The following is a 17,168-nucleotide window of genomic DNA, read 5'->3' as shown; positions in this document are numbered from 1 at the left end:
CGGCGCGTACCAGCCGCCCCCGTACGTCGGGCAGCCGTACCGACCCGACGACCCGTACGGCGAGGATCCGTCACCGCCTCGGCGCGGCCGGGGTCCACTTGTAGCGGTACTGGCCGTCGTGTTGTTGGGAGTGGCCATCGCCGGGGCGTTCTGGTTCCGCCGCGGGCAGGGCGACGCGGCGCCGACAGCCGCGCCGAGCAGTTCGGCCGTCGCCGGTGAGCCCAGCGCGGACGCAATCGAGCCCGCGCCGAGCGCCGCCGCACCGGAGTCGTCGGCCGATCCCCGGTTCGCGAAGGTCGGCCAGTGTGTCCGCAACGACGGAGCTGCCGGCGGCAAACCAAAGCTGCTGATCAGCGGCTGTACCGCGAAGTCGTACGAGGTGCTGAGCCGGATCGACGGCCCGACCAGCGGCGAGCGGGACGCCGAGGCCAAGTGCGGCAAGGTCGAGGGCTACACCAACTGGTATTTCTTCGACAGTGAGCTGGACACTCTCGACTTCGTCCTCTGCCTCAAGCAACGCTGAAACCACCCACCCCCGGGGATGACATGACGACCTACGGACCTGCGGGTTCCGATCAGCCGGACGACCCGTACCACCGCCCGCCCTCCGGGCCTGACAGCTCACCGCCTGTCGATCCGACCCTGCCCCAGTGGAGCGCCCCGCCGCCCGCGGAGGATCCGACCCGGCAGCAGTGGGGTCCGCCGTCGACCGGCTCGGAGCCGCCGACGGCCCCCATGTGGGCGCCGCAGCCCACCAACCCGGAGCCGCCCACCGTCCCGCAGTCGCCCACGAACGCGGAGTCGCCCACGAACCCGGAGCCGCCGACCGCCCCGATGTGGGCGCCGCCGCCCACCTCCGGCCCCGGCTACCCACCACCCGGGCCGTTCCCACCGGCCGGCCCGACGCCGCCCATGGCGGGGCCGGGTTACCCACCGCCCGCGCCGGTTCCGGGTCAGCCGGCCGGGCCGTGGGGGCAGCAGCCTCCCGGTGGGTACGGGCCACCGCCCCCGGTGGCGGCGAAGAAGACCGGCCGCAACGTCGCCCTGATCATCACGGTGGTGGTGCTGCTCGTGCTCTGCCCGTGCCTCGGCCTGGCCGGCTGGGCGGTCTGGAAGGTCGCTGACGCGGGCAGCGACGCCGCGCGTACCCCGCCGACGAGTGTTCCGGTCGTCCCCCCCGCTCTGCCCAGCGACGCCCCGACGTCGTCCGCACCCACCCCGGACGAGGAGTTCGCGCGGGGTGACTGCGTGGTGAACGACGGCAGTGAGGACGACGCGCAGCTCCGCAAGGTGCCGTGCGGCCCGAACACCTATCAGGTGCTGCTGCGGATACCGGCGACCACGGACGGCGATCGGTGCGAGACGCTCGCGCCGCAGGCGACCGCGAACTACGTGCACGACAACTCGGTCGACCTCTTCGACTACGTGCTCTGTTTGAAGAAGCGGTAGCCCGAGCCGATCCGATTACCAAAACTAGGGCTGTCTAGCGTGGACGCTAGACAGCCCTAGTTTGTTGTCGACGGCCCCGACACGCCGGTAGCCCCATCTATCCATGTCTAGCCCCGCCGCTAGATGGCCCGATAATCTGCGATGCGTGGATCCGGTCCGCAATCCGTACGCGCCGGGCGCCGGTCAGCGTCCGCCCGAACTTGCCGGGCGGGGGCGGGAGCTGGATGTCTTCGACATCGTGCTCGAACGCATCGCCCGAGGTCGACCCGAGCGCAGCCTGATGCTCACCGGGCTGCGTGGCGTCGGCAAGACGGTGCTGCTCAACACCCTCCGGTCGCAGGCGATCAACCGACTCTGGGGCAGCGGCAAGATCGAGGCTCGACCGGACCAGTCGTTGCGTCGCCCGGTCGCCGCCGCGCTGCACATGGCGGTCCGGGAGCTCGCCCCCCGGCACCGCGCACCGGACCGGATCGACGCGTTCCTCGGCGTCCTCAAGGCGTTCGCCCAGCGTTCCAACCCGACCGGTCGGGCCGGTGCCGCCACGAAGCTGCGTGACCGGTGGCAGCCCGGCATCGACGTGCCGGCCGCAAGCGGTCGGGCCGACTCCGGCGACATCGAGATCGACCTGGTCGAGCTGTTCAGTGACGCGGCCGCCGTGGCGAGCGACGTCGGCACCGGCATCGCCATCTTCATCGACGAGATGCAGGATCTCGGGCCGGAGGACGTGTCAGCGCTCTGCGCCGCCTGCCACGAGCTGTCCCAGCTCGGCGCGCCGCTGATCGTCGTCGGCGCCGGCCTTCCGCACCTGCCGGCCGTGCTCAGCGCCGCCAAGTCGTACTCCGAACGGCTGTTCCGCTACCAACGCATCGACCGGCTCGACCGGATCGCCGCCGACCGGGCGCTCTGCGCGCCCGCCGAGCGCGAGGAGGTCGAGTACGAGCAGAAGGCCCTCGACCTGCTCTACGAGAAGTCCGGCGGCTATCCCTACTTCGTCCAGGCGTACGGCAAGGCGACCTGGGATCACGCGCCGCGCTCGCCGATCACCGCCGCCGACGTGCGGGTGGCCGCGCCCGAGGCGGAGGCCGAGCTGGCCGTCGGGTTCTTCGGCTCCCGGTTCGAACGGGCCACTCCCGCCGAACGCGAGTACATGCGGGCGATGGCGATGATGTCGGCGGTCGAGGGCGAGGCTGGCGCGGTGGTCCGCGACGACATGGACGCCGCGGTGCCCACCGCGGAGATCGCCCGAGCGCTGGGCCGCAAGCCGGCAAGCCTGTCCCCAGCCCGCGACGCGCTGATCAAGAAGGGGCTGATCTATTCCGGCGAGCGGGGCACCGTGGCCTTCACGGTCCCGCACTTCGGCCGGTACCTGCGGACGCAGCCGGCCTGACCGCCGACGAGCGCGCCGCCCGGTCAGACCTTCGACCAGGGCGCCGGAAAGAGCACCTCACCGCGGGGCGGGGGGCCCTCCGCACTGGTGGAGGGTGGCAGCACCAACGCCTGCCAGGGCTCACCGAGGCCGGCCCACGGGCCGGTCAGGCCCAGCTCACTCGCCGGGCCGAACCCGAAGCGGCGGTAGAAGGCCGGGGCGCCGAGGACGACGACGAGCCGTTCGCCGAGCTCGGTGGAGGCGTCCAGGGCGGCCTGCACGACGGCCGTGCCGTGGCCGACACGCTGCCGGTGCGGCGCTACCGCCACCGGGCCGAGTGCCAGGACGGGCAGGTCGGTGCCTCGCTCCGGCCGCAGCCGCACCCGGGTCAGCAACGCGTAACCGACGACCTCACCGCCGTACTCGGCGACCATGGCCAGCTCCGGTAACCAGGCGGTGGTGTCGCGCAGCTCCTCGACCAGGCGGACCTCCGGCGGCGTCGCCACGTCCGGGCGGGCGAACGCGGCGCCCAGCACGCGGCGGACCGGGCCGGCGTCAGCCGGGTCCTCGGGTCGGAGCCGCAGCGTCGTCACCCGCGCGACGTTACTCGCCACCGCCCGTCCATCCGTGCCTGTCGCTCGATTCGGCGTGGCGTACGTGTACACGTACCGATCCGATCCGGCGGTTGCCGGGGTAGCAAACGTCGCGAAGGGGTATGACTGATCCATGACGCCCGTACGCTCCCTCGCCCGCGCCATGTTGAGCGGCATCTTCGTGGTCAGCGGGTATCGCAACCTCCGCAATCCCGGTCGGCTCACGGTGGCCGCCAAACCGGTGACCGACAAGGTCGCACCAATGCTGAAGAAGGCGCACCCGAACTTCCCCACGGAGACCGAGACGCTGATCCGACTCAACGCGGCGGTGCAGGTCGGCGCGGGTCTGATGCTGGCCACCGGGCGGCTCAGCCGGCCCGCCGCGCTGGTGCTGGCCGGCACCCTGGTTCCGGTGACCATCGCCGGGCATCCCTTCTGGAACAACGACGACCCGATCGCCAAGAACAACAACCAGATCCACGCCCTGAAGAACCTCGGGCTCCTCGGTGGTCTGCTGCTCGCCGCGGCGGACACCGGCGGCAAGCCGGGTCTGCGGTGGCGGACGGGCCATCGCATCGGCCACTCTCGACGTTCCATGCAACGCGCCGTCCGAACCGCCCGACGCGAGGCCCGGATCGCCGTCCGCTCCGCCTCCACCGCACGTCGACTCCCCGGCTGACCTGCGTCGATCCGTCTGTATCCCACCCCCACCCCCCGCTAAGGCGACGAATTACCTGAACCACCCGGTAGGCGTTAACGCGGTGGAAATGTCAAAAACATGTGTGGGATCGGACACGGTCGCATAACGCGGGAGGCACTGACGTGAGGCGCCGTTCTAGGCTCCGTGCAGGACCTGGACGGGTAGGACGACCTTGGTACGGGGGTGGCCACGCCATGCCGACGGCTGTCGGTAGACGGGCGGACCGCCTCGCCCCAATCCAACGTGTGTCACGCGGCATCGACCGCGTGACTCGCGGGATCGATCGTAGGAACGTCGTACGGGGCGCCATCGTGGCCGCCGTCGCCTATGCCGCATGGCTTGCCATCGGCACCTTCGGGCGGCCGTACAACTTCTTCGACATGAAGATCTACCACGGCGCCGTGGTGTGGTGGGCGAGCGGTCACGAGCTCTACGAGTTCATCGCGCCCGAAACCACACTCGGGTTCACCTACCCACCCTTCGCCGGGCTGGTGATGCTGCCGATGGCGCAGCTGCCGATCGGCGTCGCCGGCCTGGTCAACGCGGCCGCAAGCATCGCCGCGTTGGCGCTGGTGCTGGCCGGGCTGCTCCGACCCATCGTGGACCGACTGGGGTGGCCACTGTGGTTCACGGTGGCCCTGGCGGTGCCGCTCGCGGTCGCCATCGAGCCGGGTCGGGAGACGCTCGGCTACGGTCAGGTCAACATCCTGCTGTTCGCCCTGATCATGGCGGACCTCATCGGTCTTCGCTGGCGGTCCCGCCGGGGCACCCACTACGCGGCCACCGACGGCCCACTGCTGCGCTTTCTCTACGGCGGGGCCTGGGCCGGCGCCGGCATCGGCCTCGCCACCGCGGTCAAGCTGACCCCTGCGCTGTTCATCGCCTACCTGCTGATCACCCGTCAGTGGCGGGTGGCGGCCACCGCCATCGGCACCACGATCGGCGTGACGGTGGGGACCTTCGCGATCGTCGGTGACGAGTCACGGACCTACTTCGGCAGCGTGCTGTGGCAGACCGAACGGGTCGGCGCGGCGGACATGACCCCCAACCAGTCGCTCGCCGGCCTGCTGGCCCGGCTGTACGACTCGATCGAGACCCCGGGGCTGCTCTGGCTCGCCTTCTCGGTGCTGGTCCTGGCGCTGGGCCTGTCCCGCGCGGCCAGTTCCCGCGCCGACGGTGACGAGCTGACCGCCTTCACGCTCGTCGGTCTCACCGCGAACGTGATCAGCCCGATCTCCTGGACGCACCACCTGGTCTGGGTGATCCCGGCGATCATCGTGTTGGCCGACGCCGCCGTGCGCCGCCGTGAGGCGAGCCGGGGGATGCCGCAGCGCACCGGCTCGGGGCCGGCCTTCGGCGGGCTACCCGGGGTCAACGGGCTCCGCCCGCCGATCTGGTACCCGACGCTTACCGGGCTCCGCCACGGCGTCGCCGCGATCGGGCTCTACCTGCTCTTCCTGATCTCTCCGATCTGGCCCTACGAGCACCAACTGCCGGAGATGTCGCACTACCAGGATGGTCTCTTCGGAGCACTCATGGAGAACTCACTGGCGCTCGCGCTGATCTTGCTGGTGGCCGCGCTGCCGTGGCGCCCAGGCGCGGAGCCGGCGTTCTACGGCGACCGGCTGGCCAGGGCCGTGGTGGTCAACGGCCACCGCTGAGCGGTCAGGGGCAGTTGACCCACTCTTCGGTGCCGTCGGTGAAGACCTGCCGCTTCCAGATCGGCAGTCGCGCCTTGACCTCGTCGACGAGCCGGGCGCAGGCCGCGAAGGCCGCCGCCCGGTGCGCGGTGCTCACCGCGGCGACGAGCGCCACGTCGCCGATCGCCAGCGGACCGACCCGGTGCGAGACCGCCACCGCGTAGACGTCGGGCTCCGCGGCGATCTCGGCGGCCACCTCGCGCAGCACCTGCGCGGCGCTCGGGTGCCCCTCGTACTCCAGGCTGGTGACCTGACGACCGTGGTCGTGGTCGCGGACCACACCCTGGAAGGACACCACGGCACCAGCCCGGCGGTCGGCGACCGCCGCCTCGTGCGTGGCGAGGTCGAGCGGCTGGTCGGTGACCTCGCCGAAGGTGATCGTTGGTGCCGTCACGACGCACGCTCCCCGGGAAACAACGGCAGGGGCACCATCGGCACCCGGTCGCCCGGCTCGCCGCTGGTGCCGGGTCGAATGACCGCGAACCCGTCCGCGCCGGCCAGGCCCCGCAGCATCGCCGAGCCGACGTGGCGAACCGGGGACGCGACGCCGGCGGCCCGATCCAGTCGGACCAACGCCAGGTGGGTGTGGTCGCCGCGACCCGGCACCGCCTCGGCCAACGTGACCTTCGGCAGCACCGGCATCGGACGACCCTGAAGGCCGGCGAGCAGCGGCGCGACCAACGACACCAGCGCGACGATTGCGGACTGCGGGTTGCCCGGCAGCCCGGCCACGAACCGGGCCCGCCCGTCCGGGCCGGTGAGCCGGGCCAGCAGCATCGGGAAGCCAGGACGGACCGCCACCGTGTTGACCACGTAGTCGGCGCCGAGCGCCTCCAGGGTCGGGTGCAGGTGGTCGACCGGGCCGTTCATCGTGCCGCCGGTGGTGCAGATGAGGTCGGCGTTGGCGAGGGCCGAGCGCAGGGCCGCCACGTGCGCGGGCAGCGTGTCGGCCACCGGGCCGACCACGTCCGATGGGCGGACCTGGCAGCCGTACCGTCGCAACCACGCCGGCACCGCGGGGCCCAGCGCGTCACGGATGCGACCGGCCGCGGGCGGACCGGCCGTCAACAGCTCGTCGCCGAAGACCAGCAGCGCCGCCCGTGGCGCCCGCCGAACCCGCAGCGTGTCGTGCCCGCAGGCGGCGGCCAGACCGATCACCGCCGGGTCGACAGGCGTGCCGGCCGGCACCAGCTCCTCATCGGCGTACGCCTCCTCGCCGGGTTTCCGCCACTCGGGCGTCTCCCGTGGGACGCCGCGAACCAGGCCGTCGGCACTCGTCGACTCTTCCACCCGCAGCACGGCCGTCGCGCCCTCGGGCACCATCGCACCGGTGGCGATCTCGACGGTGGTGTCGTCCTCGGTGAGCGGCGCGGGGGTGCTGCCGGCCAGGACCCGGCCGACGACCCGCCACGGACCACGGCCGCGCACCGCCCAGCCGTCCACGCTCGAGGTCGGGAACGCGGGCAGGTCGGTGCGGGTGGTCAGCGGCTCGGCCAGGGTCGACCCGTCGATGTCGACAAGTGGTCGGGCGGCGGCGGGCAGCGCGGCGGCGAGGCCGACCGCGTAGACCCGCGACCGTGCCTCCTCCCACCCGGCTGGAGGCGGTGCGGCAACCCGATCCGCGGTGGGTGCGGTTTCCGTGCTCACCGACCGAGCCTATCGGCACGGACCGACGCCCGCCCGGGCCTGGCGTGCACTTGGTGCGAGGCCCAGCCGTGGTTGATCAGTGGTCCCCGCCGCGGAGCTGGTCGACAGTGTGCCCGAGGATCGGCCCGAGAACCGCCAGACCGTCCCGGGCACCACCGGTCGAGCCGGGCAGATTGACCACGAGCATCCGGCCGGCGACCCCGGCCAGGCCCCGGGACAACACCGACGTCGGCACCCGGTCACGACTGTGCGCGCGGATCGCCTCGGCGATGCCGGGGATCTCGTAGTCCAACAGAGCCCGGGTCACGTCCGGTGTCAGGTCCGACGGGGTCACTCCGGTGCCACCGCTCGTCAGCACCACGTCGACAGCGTCGGCGCGGGCGGCGCGCAGGGCTTCGCCGACCGGGTCACCGTCGGGCACCACCACCGGGTCGTCGACCTGACAGCCCAGCTCGCGCAGGCCGGCGACGAGCAGTGGCCCGCTGGTGTCGGCGTAGACACCTGCCGCGGCCCGGTTGGAGGCGACGATCACCCGGGCCCGGATCACTGCCGATCCTCCGGACGAACCCACTCGCCGGTCTTGCCGCCCTCCTTGCGCAGCACCCGGACCGCTTCCACCGAGGCCGCCGGGTCGACGGCCTTGACCATGTCGACCAGGGCGAGACCGGCGACGGCGACGGCGGTCAACGCCTCCATCTCCACGCCCGTCCGGTCCGCCGTGCGAGCGGTGGCCGTGATCTCCACCGTGTCGGCGGTCAGCCGCAGGTCGACGGTGACGCCGTGCAGGGCGATCGGGTGACAGAGCGGGATCAGGTCAGGGGTGCGCTTGGCCCCCATGATCCCGGCCAGCCGCCCGACCGCCAGCGCGTCGCCCTTGGGCAGCCCGTCGCGGTGCAACAGGTCGATGACCTCTGGTGTGGTCCGCAAACGGCCGGCCGCGACGGCCAACCGGCCCGTCACCGCCTTGGCGGAGACGTCGACCATGCGGGCCGCGCCGGCGCGGTCGACGTGGCTGAGCTGCGCGGGTTCGGTCACGGTCGTGAGCCTATCGGTGCGGTACGACGGTGTTCGGAAGGAGCGGCGCCACGGTGCCTGCCGCACCGGGTGCTGTCGGTACGACGGCCTGACGCCGCTCCTCCCTTCCCAACCCGCTCACCGCGGTCGCTGGGGGAACCCGGCGGCGGGTGTGTCGACGACCCGGTTCTGCCCAGGGGGCAGAACCTCCCCCGTTCGTCGATACGGCCGGTAAGTTACCGGGCCTGCCGATAAGAAATCGATAAGCGCCATTCGGGCTGGTCAGCGCTTTGCGACCACTGCCGCCCCGGTCAACTCGGCGAGGCGACGTTCGGCTTCGAAGCGCTCCGGCACGCCCATCCGCCGGAAGATGGCCAACGCCCGTTCCCAGTGCCGCCGCGCCTCCGTCGGGTCGGTGCGGGCGAAGTGTTCGGCGAGCCCGGCCAACGCCCGACCCTGCTCGTGCGGATGCGCGATCCGAGTGGCCAGCCGCAACGCCTCCTGGTGCACCTCGAACGCCTCGCCGCCCCGCCCCTGCGCCAGCAGGGTGCGGCCGAGTTCGTTGAGCGCGGCCGCCTCGACGTGTCGCTCCCCCGAACCGATCGACAGCTTCCGCGCCAACTCATGCTCCTGCTGGGCCTCCACGAGACGACCCAGAGCGCGATAGGCAAGCCCGAGGTCGTTGCGCACCTCGGCCTCCGCGTACCGGTGGCCGGTCCGATCGCGGAGGGCCAGGGAGGCCAGGAGAATGCGGATCGCCTGCGGAAGGTCACCCATTCGGAGGCGTACGGCGCCGATGTGGCTGAGAGCGTTGAGTGTGTGGAACTCGTCGGAGTTGGTCCGGGCCCAGGCCAGGTGCAGGCGGTGCATCCGCAGTGCCTCCTCGTAACGGCCCAGGGCCGAGAGCGCCAGACCGAGGTTCGGCAGCAGAATGGAGCCGCCGACATTCCCGTACACCTTGTGGTCACGCAGACACGCGAAGCCGAGCTCCACCGACTCGGACAGGTGACCGCTCCACCAGTAGACAGCCGCGAGGTTCGCGCGGTACCGGGCCGGGTTCAGCCGGTCCCGCGAGTTGCGGGAGAGTTCGACCGAGCGGGTCAAATGGTCCAGTGCCCCCTGTTTGTTCCCGGTGCGCACGTAGGCGGATGCCAGGTAGTTGTTCATCAGGGCGAGCGCGTCGACGTCACCGGCGGCCTCCGCCGCCTCCAGCCCGTGACGATGGGTGAGGATGATGTCCTCGAAGTAACCGCGGATGTAGCAGAAGCGCCAGAGAGCGCGGGCGAGTTGCCAACACTGCTGGTGGAAGCCCGACTCGCGTGCCGACAACACCATCGTCACCAGGTCCGTCCGCTCGGCCTCGAGCCAGTCCACCGTCGGCTCCCCGATGGCCCTGACGAGTTCGCGCTGTCCGGTCGGGACGTGCGTCACCTGGGATCTGATGACGCCCGGCTCCAGCAGGTCGGCGACCTTCAGGACGACCTCCAGCACGAAGTCGAGCAGTCGCGCCAGCCCACGTCGGCGGTCGTTCGGGGAGTCGGTGCCCAGGCACAGGTCGATCGAGTACTGCCGCATGAGGTCGTGCAGTCGGTATCGCGTCGAGTCCAGGTCCTCGACCAGGTTCCGGTCGACGAGGTCGTCGAGCGCCGCGCGAGCTTCCGCGATCGTCAAGCCGGTCAGTGCGGCGACCGCCGGCGCGCCGAAGCGGCTGCCGGGGTACAGGCCCAGGAATCGGAACACCCGCTTGGTCGGGGGCGCAAGGGGTTCATAGGAGGCAGCGAAGGCCCCGGTGACAGTGCTCTCCTCCTGCGCGAGATGGTGCAGCACCGGAGCATCGGCAGCCATCTGCTCGACCAGGTCCGCCAACCGCCAGCCGCGCCGATGCGCCAGTCTGGCCCCGGCCAACCGAATCGCCAGTGGGAGATACCCGCAGCGGCGTACCACCTCGGCGGCGGCACCCGGCTCGGCATCGACCCGGTCCCGACCGACGCTCAGACGGAGCAGATCCACGCTCTCCTGCGGGCTCATCACCGGCAGCGTCCGCGACGGCCCGGCATCCGGGTGGGACAACCGTCGTCGCGAGGTGACCAACACGACGGTGGTCGGCTCCGCCGGCAACAGGGGCATGATCTGCTCGCTGCTCGCCGCGTTGTCGAGAATCACCACTGCCCGGCGGCGGGCCAACTCCTGTCGCCACAACTCCACTCTGTCGTCGAACTCCACCGGGACCCGGTCAGCCGGCACCCCGAGTTGTCGAAGCAGGGTGAACAACGCGCCCGCCGGCTCGATCCGGTTCTTGTCACCGTGCCCGCCCAGGTCGATGAACAACGCGGCGTCCGGGTACCAGTCGGACAGCCGACGGGCGAGGTGCACGGCGAGGGCCGTCTTCCCGCTGCCCGCCATGCCGTCGATGATGTGTACGGCCGGCACCCGCTCCTCGACCCGGCGGGTCTCGGTGAGAACCCGCGTCACCACGTCCGCTCGCCCGACGAAGTCGGTGACAGCTCGGGGTAGGTGATCCACCGAGTTGAGCTGAGCCACCGGCTCCGCAGCCGCGCCGACCGCCACGCCCGCTTGCGGGCGCACCCGGTCAGGTCCGCCAACCCGTGCGGCGGCCCGCGCCGAACCGGGGCGCGACATGGCCGTGACGATGGAACGGCGCAACTCCTCGAGATTGCCCCCGGGGCCGACACCCAACTCCGTGGTCAGCGTTGTGCGAATCTCGTCGTACACCGCCAGCGCCCCCGCGTTGTCCCCGCGCTCGTACAGCGCCCGCATGAGCAGGACGTAGGCCGGCTCGCGCAGAGGATGGCGGGCCACCACCTCCCGCAACAGCGCGACTGCCAGGTCGTCCCGGCCCGATCTCAGGTGCGCGTCGGCGAGAAGTTCCACTGTCAACAGCCGCTCCTCCTCGGCCGCGACGGTTCGGGAGGTGAGGACGGGCCCGAGCGGTACGCCGGCGAGCATCGGTCCCCGCCACCGAGCCAGGGCACGTCCCAGCAGTTCACGGGCACCGTCCAGGTCACCACCGGTAAGCGCTTCCCGACCTACGTTCCGCTCCAGCTCGAAGCGGAAGACGTCGACCTGTTCCGGGTCGACCACGAGCCGATAGCCGCTGCGCTGGCGCTCGATGGCACCGCGGCCGGCCGGGAAAGCCTCGAAAGCCCGGCGCAGATTGGCGGCGTAGGTACGCACATTAGCTACTGCCGATCGCGGTGGGCGATCGGCCCATAGCTCATCGACGAGGTCGTCCACTGTCACAAGGCGTTCGGGCTGAACGGTGAGCATCGCAAGGATTGTCTGCTGTTTGGGTGTGCCAAGGCGCAGCGTGTGGGTGGAGAGTTGCACCGAAAGGCCGCCTAGAACCTGAATCTCCAACCCGCCCCCGCCAGCCCTATCAGGTATTCAGCCGATCACGCAACGGAGTGTACGACCCCGTGGGGTGGCGTACCGCTCACGGGGCGGTACGAGCGACCGTCGGTGCTGTGCGAATGCCAGCCCGCGATGGGCACGGTGCCGCCCGCAACTTGCATCTCGGCCTACTGAAACGCGATTATCCACCTGCCGTCGTCAACGATCCCGGCGAGGGCTGCCACCATTACCTGCCCTGGCTGGGCGTCTACGACCGCGCCAACTCTGCCCACGCCGCCCTTACGCCTGACCGAACTCCGGATGAGGCGACTCCGCAAGAGCCTCAGACTCAGGGAATAACGCATCTCCATAACCCGTCGGATACCGTCCGCAGTTGCAAGGTGCCACTTGAATCCAGTACCGGCAAGCTCGAGCGCACTCCGTTCAGTGACGATGGACAGAACGTAATAAAAGGGCTTCAACTTGGCTAATGTTGCGCATAGCGACATATAATTCTTCAAAGCCGCCCTTCCACCTCTTAAGCTGCCTTTCGTTAGGAAGATCTCCCCTCGGGCAGGTCTTCGAATGACACGGCAGCGGAGAGGGGCATTGCGATGCGCGGCAGCGAATGGGACTGAGAATTTCGCAGGGTACGCACGCAACTGCGGCACGTTAGGCTACGGACAAGGCGGAGGCAGTCCTTCGGGGGTGATGTGACCCATCCTCAGCGACGAGAGACTGAGACCGATCAGCGGCTACGGCTGCTCGTCGGTCTCGTCGTCGTTGTAGCGGCCGTCATCACGGCCACCTCGCTGCCGCCCGCGGTGCGGTTTGCGATGACCGCCACGCCGAACGATGTCGCGGTCCTCGTCGTGCTCACCATGACCATCGCGCTGGGAACGCTGGTCAAGGCAAGGGTGCGGATCCGGTCCACCACCCACTCGATCAGCTGGACCGAAACGGCGATCATCATCGGCCTCGCCGTCGCTCCGGCCCCGGTGGTGGTGCTCTCGACAGCGGTGGGCATCGCGTTCACCTGGCGCGGCCAACCGGCGATCAAGCTGGCCTTCAGCGTGGGAAAGAACGTCGTCGTGGCCTGGGGCGCCGGCCTCACGCTGGCGCTGACGACCTGGACCTGGCCGCCCGAGGGCACGGTGGCGCTGCTCGTGCCGTTGGCGCTGGCCTACCTGGCCGCGGCCCTGCTGGACGACATTCTCGCCATACCGGTCATCGCGCTGGCGTCCGGGACCAAGATCTCGAAGCAGTTCCGCAGCAATCTCGACCTCCGGCTCGCCGGTTTCGCCCTACGGTTCGTCGTGGCGGCCTGCACGCTGCTGATCCTTGAGGCCAACCTCAAACTCCTGCTGGCCATACCGCCGCTCGTGCTCAGCCTCCACCTGGCCTACTCCACCAGAATCCGGTCCCGCACCGAGCAACAGGCGTGGCAGCGGCTGGCCCGCACCACCGACGCGCTCAACGTGGTCGACCTGGACAACGTCCTCACCACCGCCGTCACCCAGGCCGCCGAGTTGTTCTCCGCCGACGAGGTCGAGATCGAGCTGCGCGACGGCGGGCGCACCGTACGCGGCGGCACCGGCGGCATCACCTTCGACGGCCCGACCGGCACGCCCACCGACGTGGCCGGCACCATCGTCCCCGCACCGCTTGAGGGCCACGACCGGACTGTCGACGTCGGTACGCTCCGGCTGCGCTTCCGCGGCCCGGTGCAACTCTCCGAGCGGGAGCAGTACACCCTGCGGACCTTCGCCTCCGCACTCTGCACCGCCGTCCGCAACGCCCGGGCGTACGCCGAACTGGCCCGGGTCGCCGGCGAGCACGCGTACGCGGCCTCGCACGACGCGCTGACCGGCCTGGCCAACCGCCGGCACCTCCTCGACGAGGGCACCGAACAGTTGAGCACCCGCCATGCCGACGGGGTGACCGCGCTGGTGCTGATCGACCTCAACCACTTCAAGGAGGTCAACGACACGCTCGGGCACGCCGCCGGCGACCAGGTGCTGGTGCAGGTGGCTGACCGGTTGCGGGGCGCGGCCCAGCCGAGCGACCTGGTGGCCCGCCTCGGCGGCGACGAGTTCGCCGTACTCCTGCGCGGTCTGCCGGCCCCCGCGGTCGCCGCGCACCGGGCCGAGACGCTGCTCGCCGCCCTGCACGAGCCGTTCGAGTTGGACGGCATGCGCATCAGCGTCGAAGCCAGCGGCGGCATCTCGGCCGCCCCTTCGAACGGCGGCATGGCCGAGTTGCTGCGCCGCGCCGACGTCGCCATGTACCAGGCGAAGCGAGCCGGGCAGCGGATCTCCACCTACGCCCCGACCCGCGACACCGCCGACCTCGGGCGCCTCACCCTCGGCGGTGACCTACCGCGCGCGGTCGCCGACCACGAGTTCGTCGTCAACTTCCAACCGATCGTCGACCTGGGCACCGGTGAGGTGACCAGCGCCGAGGCCCTGGCCCGCTGGCACCACCCCACCCACGGCCTGATCGACCCACTGCGGTTCCTGGAAGCGGTGGAACGGTCCGGCCTGCTACCGGCCTTCGCCGAAGCGATCCTCGACCAGGCGCTGATCGCGGCGGTCAGTTGGCGCGACGCCGGCTTCGACGTCCCGGTCGCGGTAAACGTGTCCCCGCGCAGCCTGCTCGACGCGCGGTTCCCCGGCTCGGTGCTGGCCCGCCTCCGCGCACACGACCTACCACCGGACCGGCTGATCCTGGAATTGACCGAGACGCTGACCCTCAGCCAACTCGACGTGGTCGACCGGGTGCTCAGCCGACTACGCGACGAGGGAGTCCGGTTGGCGTTGGACGACTTCGGCACCGGCTACTCCTCACTCTCGCTGCTCTCCCGAATCCCGGTTCACGAGTTGAAGATCGACCGGAGTTTCGTGACGACGATGGAGAGTTCGGCGGAGGCCGCCGCAGTCATCCGCTCCACCCTCGACCTGGGCCGCAGCCTCAACCTGGACGTGGTGGCCGAGGGGGTGGAGAGCGAGCCGCAGCGGCGGGCCCTCTGGGAGTTGGGCTGCGTCGCCGGCCAGGGGCATCTGTTCGCCCGGCCGATGCCGTCCGGCACCCTGCTCGCGGCGATGCAGCGCGGCTCGGGCGGCCGACCGGGCACCCTCGCCGCGCCGCTGCACGACATCGGGGCGGTGATCCGGTTGAGCCAGAATCGCCGCCAGGCCGGCCGCTCCAAGCCCGACCGCCAGCCGCACCTGCCCGCCTGAGCAGGGCTCGGCCCGCTGCGCGGGCAGCCCGGTCTGCCAGACTGTCGCGCGTGATCGTCGACGACCCGACCGCCCACCGCAGTCGCTGGCACTGGCGCGTCCTCGACAACGCCGCCGGCGGGCTCGCCGTCGACCTGGGTCTCTACAACGTGTCGGCCGCCTTCGCGGCGATCACAGCTGTCACGTCCACACTGCTGCCACACCGCGCCTGGGGCGCGGTCGCCGCCGTCGGCTACCTGATCGCGACGCTGACGGTGATCGCCCAACTTCTGCTGCGTCGACACTCTCCAACCTCCCGGCTGACCGGTCTGCCAGCCCGCTGGGCGGTCACCGGTCTCGCCTGGGCCACCACCACACTGCTGCCCCTGGCCTGGCAGAGCATCGACCGGGCCGGTGGGCGCACCGACCGGGCCCAGGAGGAGGTGCTGGTCGTGGAGCAGGCCGGCAGCCGGCTCCTGGAACACGGCACGCCATACCTCGGACCCGACGCCATCGCCGCCCTGCCACCGAGCGAGCAACTGCTGGGCTACACCCCGTACCAGCCCGGCATGGCGATGTTCGGTCTGCCCAGGGCGCTGCTCGACACCTGGTGGACCGACTCCCGGGTCTGGTTCGCGGTGGGCACCGCGCTGGCGCTCGCCCTGGCCGTGGCCGCCCTGCGCCGTACACCGGCCACCACCAACGAGGCCACCACCAACGAGGCCAGCACCGGCCAGGCCACCAACGTCGCGACCCGCCGACGGGACGCCGCCCTGCTGCGCGGCGTGCAGGCCGCCACCGTACTGCCGATCTGTGCCCTCACCCTCGCCACCGGCGGCGACGACCTACCCGTACTCGCGCTCTGCCTGCTGGCCCTCGCGTTCGCCGCCACCGACCGGCCCGGCCGGGCCGGAGTCGCGGTCGGGCTCGCCGGCGCACTGAAGCTGTTCGCCTGGCCGGTCGCCCTGGTCCTGATCGTCTGGGGCCTGACCCGACGCGCCGGCACCCGGGTCGCCGCCGGCGCCATCGGCCTACCCGTCGCCGCACTGCTGCCGGCACTGCTGGTGGACCGGGACGCCCTCACCGAGAACGTGTTGCGCTTCCCCCTCGGCCACGGGCTCGTCACCAGCCCCGCGCAGTCCCCCTTCCCCGGCTACCTGATCGCCACCGCACTACCCGCCGGCCGGCTGATCGCCGCCGGGCTGCTGGTCGCCGCCGGAGTGGCAATCGCCGTCCGGCTCGCCCGCCGTCCGCCCCGCACCGCCGTCGCCACCACGCTCATCTGCGGGTACGGGCTGCTCGCCGCCATCGCGCTGATGCCCTCGACCCGCTTCGGCTACCTGCTGTACCCACTGGCCCTGCTGACCTGGGCACCCGCACTGCGCCGCCCGACCGACACGCCGACCGCACCGGCCCTCGACGAGCGGTCCGGTCGGGCCACTTCGGCGTAACTCCCGGACGGAACGACGCGTCAGGGCGTAGACCTGAAGACATGACGTACCGCGACCGAGCCGACGCTGGCCGGGTGCTCTCTGAACGGCTCACCGCACTCATCGGCGAACCCGACGTCGTCGTCCTCGGCCTCGTACGAGGCGGAGTGCCCGTCGCCCGCGTCGTCGCGGAACGGCTCGGCGCGCCACTTGACGTGCTCGTCGTCCGCAAGCTCGGCATGCCGTGGGCCCGGGAGGTCGCCTTCGGCGCCCTCGGGCCCGGCGGCGTCCAGGTGCTCAACGACGCGGTGGCAAGCCGAGTCAGCAGCGACGACATCGCCGAGGTCAGCCACCGGGAGCAGGCCGAGCTGGAACGCCGGGAACGGCTCTACCGCGGCGGACGCGCGCAACTGGACCTGACCGGACGCACCGCGGTGATCGTCGACGACGGCCTCGCCACCGGAGCGACAGCCCGTGCCGCAGTCGAAGTCGTCCGTCGACTCGGGGCACACCGGGTCGTGGTCGCGGTCCCGGTCGGCGCACAGGAGGCGTACGAGTTGCTGACCGCCGAAGCGGACCAGGTCATCTGTGCTCAGCGCCCAACGGACTTCGGCTCGGTGAGCGTCTACTACGACGACTTCCACGAGGTGTCCGACGAAGAAGTCACCGAGGCGCTCACAGCAACTGCATAGGTCCACCG

General features: G+C 71.1%; 13 protein-coding genes and 1 pseudogene. 8 read left to right on the top strand and 6 right to left on the bottom strand.

The annotated features are described in order from the left end of the window. Positions 1-55: 55 nt before the first annotated feature. The 3 genes and pseudogenes from AB0C15_RS04210 to AB0C15_RS04200 all read left to right on the top strand — a co-directional run. Positions 56-523 (top strand): annotated as a pseudogene (locus AB0C15_RS04210) (hypothetical protein); the annotation flags it as partial. A 521-nt stretch (positions 524-1,044) separates the two neighbouring features. Then, the gene (locus AB0C15_RS04205) at positions 1,045-1,449 is read left to right on the top strand and encodes a hypothetical protein (protein WP_357348689.1); all 405 of its coding nucleotides are present in this window, start codon (positions 1,045-1,047) and stop codon (positions 1,447-1,449) included. A gap of 145 nt (positions 1,450-1,594) precedes the next feature. Continuing rightward, positions 1,595-2,836, top strand: coding sequence for an ATP-binding protein (locus tag AB0C15_RS04200; RefSeq protein ID WP_357348475.1), 1,242 nt, complete (start codon positions 1,595-1,597; stop codon positions 2,834-2,836). 23 nt (positions 2,837-2,859) lie between these two features. On the opposite strand, the gene AB0C15_RS04195 is transcribed toward AB0C15_RS04200, so the two are convergent. Next, the gene (locus tag AB0C15_RS04195) at positions 2,860-3,408 is read right to left on the bottom strand and encodes an N-acetyltransferase (protein ID WP_357348473.1); all 549 of its coding nucleotides are present in this window, start codon (positions 3,406-3,408) and stop codon (positions 2,860-2,862) included. A gap of 133 nt (positions 3,409-3,541) precedes the next feature. Here AB0C15_RS04195 and AB0C15_RS04190 point away from each other — a divergent pair, with 133 nt between their 5' ends. Next, positions 3,542-4,087 carry a DoxX family protein gene (locus AB0C15_RS04190; protein ID WP_357348471.1) on the top strand — a complete coding sequence of 182 codons (546 nt, stop codon included), beginning with the start codon at positions 3,542-3,544 and terminating at the stop codon, positions 4,085-4,087. 215 nt (positions 4,088-4,302) lie between these two features. Continuing rightward, positions 4,303-5,769, top strand: coding sequence for a glycosyltransferase 87 family protein (locus AB0C15_RS04185; RefSeq protein WP_357348469.1), 1,467 nt, complete (start codon positions 4,303-4,305; stop codon positions 5,767-5,769). A 4-nt stretch (positions 5,770-5,773) separates the two neighbouring features. On the opposite strand, the gene AB0C15_RS04180 is transcribed toward AB0C15_RS04185, so the two are convergent. The 5 genes from AB0C15_RS04180 to AB0C15_RS04160 form a co-directional block, all read right to left on the bottom strand. Beyond that, a complete protein-coding gene (locus AB0C15_RS04180) occupies positions 5,774-6,202 on the bottom strand; it encodes a molybdenum cofactor biosynthesis protein MoaE (protein ID WP_196920325.1) in 429 nt (142 codons plus the stop codon). Further along, a complete protein-coding gene (locus AB0C15_RS04175) occupies positions 6,199-7,455 on the bottom strand; it encodes a molybdopterin molybdotransferase MoeA (protein ID WP_357348467.1) in 1,257 nt (418 codons plus the stop codon). The genes AB0C15_RS04180 and AB0C15_RS04175 overlap by 4 nt, the downstream gene beginning before the upstream one ends. Positions 7,456-7,531: 76 nt before the next feature. Beyond that, on the bottom strand, positions 7,532-8,002 hold the full coding sequence (locus tag AB0C15_RS04170; RefSeq protein WP_357348465.1) for a MogA/MoaB family molybdenum cofactor biosynthesis protein: 471 nt from the start codon (positions 8,000-8,002) through the stop codon (positions 7,532-7,534). Beyond that, positions 7,999-8,490, bottom strand: a complete 492-nt coding sequence (gene moaC / locus AB0C15_RS04165; RefSeq protein WP_210782042.1) for a cyclic pyranopterin monophosphate synthase MoaC — start codon at positions 8,488-8,490, stop codon at positions 7,999-8,001. Before moaC ends, AB0C15_RS04170 begins: the two co-directional genes overlap by 4 nt. Positions 8,491-8,751: 261 nt before the next feature. Next, positions 8,752-11,817 (bottom strand): BTAD domain-containing putative transcriptional regulator, encoded by a 3,066-nt coding sequence (locus AB0C15_RS04160; protein WP_357348463.1) that lies wholly within the window; start codon positions 11,815-11,817, stop codon positions 8,752-8,754. 839 nt (positions 11,818-12,656) lie between these two features. On the opposite strand from AB0C15_RS04160, the gene AB0C15_RS04155 reads away from it, so the two are divergent. From AB0C15_RS04155 to AB0C15_RS04145, 3 genes are read left to right on the top strand one after another with little or no spacing between them, the layout of a single operon-like run. Further along, positions 12,657-15,059, top strand: coding sequence for a bifunctional diguanylate cyclase/phosphodiesterase (locus AB0C15_RS04155; RefSeq protein ID WP_357348461.1), 2,403 nt, complete (start codon positions 12,657-12,659; stop codon positions 15,057-15,059). Between the two features lie 50 nt (positions 15,060-15,109). Then, the gene (locus tag AB0C15_RS04150; protein ID WP_357348459.1) at positions 15,110-16,489 is read left to right on the top strand and encodes a glycosyltransferase family 87 protein; all 1,380 of its coding nucleotides are present in this window, start codon (positions 15,110-15,112) and stop codon (positions 16,487-16,489) included. Positions 16,490-16,530: 41 nt separating this feature from the next. Continuing rightward, positions 16,531-17,160 (top strand): phosphoribosyltransferase, encoded by a 630-nt coding sequence (locus tag AB0C15_RS04145; protein WP_357348457.1) that lies wholly within the window; start codon positions 16,531-16,533, stop codon positions 17,158-17,160. Positions 17,161-17,168: the final 8 nt, after the last annotated feature.

Origin of the sequence: Micromonospora sp. NPDC048835 (assembly GCF_040649995.1) — a bacterium.
Classification (GTDB): domain Bacteria; phylum Actinomycetota; class Actinomycetes; order Mycobacteriales; family Micromonosporaceae; genus Micromonospora.
The sequence above is the reverse complement of the archived record's forward strand: the minus strand, read 5'-3'. Positions and strand labels throughout refer to the sequence as shown.